Source organism: Stenotrophomonas sepilia (genome assembly GCF_003244875.1).
Lineage (GTDB): Bacteria > Pseudomonadota > Gammaproteobacteria > Xanthomonadales > Xanthomonadaceae > Stenotrophomonas > Stenotrophomonas sepilia.
Genome location: NZ_LXXZ01000012.1, coordinates 1 through 2398, shown reverse-complemented (window position 1 = coordinate 2398; position 2398 = coordinate 1). Strand labels below are relative to the sequence as shown.

The window sequence follows — 2398 nt, the reverse complement described above, 5'->3', positions numbered from 1 at the left end:
AAAACAAGACGACCAGGCCAGGCCGAAGGTGCTGGCGACCACCAGCACGTCCATCAGCACGCCGCTGACGCCGACATGGCCGATGTCCTGGAAGGTCAGGCGCAGGCCGTACAGCACGATGCCGGCGCGCAGCAGCCAGTGCTTGGAGAAACCGACGCCGGCATCGTGCTGTACGGCCTGCGCCTGACCTTCCAGGACATCGGCCATGTCGGCGTCAGCGGCGTGCTGATGGACGTGCTGGTGGTCGCCAGCACCTTCGGCCTGGCCTGCTGGCTGGGCGTTCGTGTGTTCAGGATGGAACGCGAGGCGGCAATGCTGATCGGCGCCGGCAGCGCGATCTGCGGTGCGGCAGCGGTGATGGCCGCCGAACCGGTGGTGCGCGGCCGCGCTGCGCAGGTCACTGTCGCGGTTTCCACCGTCGTGGTGTTCGGCACGCTGGCGATGTTCCTGTACCCAGCGCTGTATGCGCTGGTGCAATCGCACGGCTGGTTGGCGATGGACGCACGGCAGTACGGCCTGTTCACTGGTGCGACGGTGCACGAAGTGGCGCAGGTGGTGGCCGCAGGCCGCACGGTCAGCGAGGCCGCCGCCGATACCGCGGTGATCACCAAGATGGTGCGGGTGATGCTGCTGGCGCCGTTCCTGGTCGTGTTGTCGTTGTGGCTGGCGCGTGGCGGCAAGGCCAGCGCCGACGGCAGCAAGGCGCGCATCGTAGTGCCGTGGTTCGCGTTCGGTTTCGTGGCGGTGGCCGGTTTCAACTCGCTGCACCTGCTACCGGCTGGCCTGCAGGCCGGGCTGGTGCAGCTGGATACTGTGCTGCTGGCGATGGCGATGGCCGCACTGGGCCTGACCACCCATGTCTCGGCGCTGCGCCAGGCCGGCCTGAAGCCACTGCTGCTGGCGCTGACCCTGTTCGCCTGGCTGCTGTTCGGTGGCCTGGCGATCCACAAGGGTGTGTTGGCAGTGCTGGGCTGAGCAGGAGCGTACCGACCAGGGTCGGCGCCCACCCGTAGATCCACGCCATGCGTGGATGACGGCACCGTTGGGGTCAGATCCCGTTCCTGAGGAAAGGGATCCGCCCCCGGGCCCACCAGGCGGGACCAGCCGCGCAGGCAGGTACAATGCGCCATGACTGATTTCTCGACCCTGCCGCTGAGCCCGGCCCTGCAGCCCGGCCTGGACGCCCTCGGCTACACCACCCTCACCCCCGTGCAGGCGCAGAGCCTGCCGGCCATCCTCGATGGCCGCGATGTGATCGCACAGGCGCCGACCGGCAGCGGCAAGACCGCCGCCTTCGGCCTGGGCCTGCTGCAGGCCATCGACCCCAGCCTGATCCGCGTGCAGGCGCTGGTCCTGTGCCCGACCCGCGAACTGGCCGACCAGGTCGGCAAGCAGATCCGCAAGCTGGCCACCGGCATTCCCAACCTGAAGCTGTTGCTGCTGGTGGGTGGCGTGCCGCTGGGCCCGCAGCTGGCGTCGCTGGAAGGCCACGATCCGCACGTGGTGGTCGGTACGCCCGGCCGCGTGCAGGAGCTGGCACGCAAGCGCGCGCTGAATCTTGGCGCGGTGCGCACGCTGGTGCTGGACGAGGCCGACCGCATGCTCGACATGGGCTTTGAGGAGCCCATCCGCGAGATCGCCGGCCGCACCCACAGGGATCGCCAGAGCCTGCTGTTCTCCGCCACCTTCCCCGACAGCATCCGCGCCATGGCGCGTGACCTGCTGCGCGACGCGGTGGAGGTGACCGTGGAAGGCGCCGACCAGGCACCGGCCATCCGCCACCTGTTCTGCGAGGTGGAACCGGCGCATCGCCAGAAGGCGCTGGCCGGCCTGCTCCTGAAGTACGCGCCGGAATCGGCGGTGGTGTTCTGCAACACCCGCAAGGATGTGGACGAAGTGGCCAACTCGCTGCAGCAGTTCGGCTTCTCCGCACTCGCCCTGCACGGCGACATGGAGCAGCGCGACCGCGAGGAGGTGCTGCTTTTGCTGGCCAACCGCAGCTGCAACGTGCTGGTGGCCAGCGACGTGGCTGCACGCGGCCTCGATGTGGAAGAGCTGGCGGCGGTGATCAATTACGAGCTGCCGACCGACGTGGAGAGCTACCAGCACCGCGTGGGCCGTACCGGCCGTGCCGGTGCGAGCGGCCTGGCGATCAGCCTGGTGGCTGGCCGCGAAAAGACCCGCGCCGAAGCCATCGAAGCGCAGATGGGGCAACCGCTGGATTGGCAGAAGACGCCACTGGCGACCTCGCGCCCGGCCGAGTTGCCGCAGGCGGCGATGCGCACCCTGCGCATCGACGGCGGCAAGACCGACAAGCTGCGCCCGGGCGACATCCTCGGCGCACTGACCGGCGATGCCGGCCTGTCGAGCAAGTTCATCGGGAAGATCGCGATCTTCC

At 69.0% G+C, this 2398-nt stretch carries 1 protein-coding gene and 2 pseudogenes; 2 read left to right on the top strand and 1 reads right to left on the bottom strand.

The window, feature by feature from the left end; genetic code table 11:
• Positions 1 to 162: pseudogene (locus A7X97_RS00875) on the bottom strand (putative sulfate exporter family transporter); the annotation flags it as partial.
• On the opposite strand from A7X97_RS00875, the pseudogene A7X97_RS00870 reads away from it, so the two are divergent.
• Positions 157 to 975 (top strand): annotated as a pseudogene (locus A7X97_RS00870) (YeiH family protein); the annotation flags it as partial. The pseudogenes A7X97_RS00875 and A7X97_RS00870 sit on opposite strands and share 6 nt — an antisense overlap.
• A 153-nt stretch (positions 976 to 1128) precedes the next feature.
• On the top strand, positions 1129 to 2398 hold a 1270-nt coding region (gene dbpA, locus A7X97_RS00865; protein ID WP_111007457.1), incomplete at its 3' end, for an ATP-dependent RNA helicase DbpA.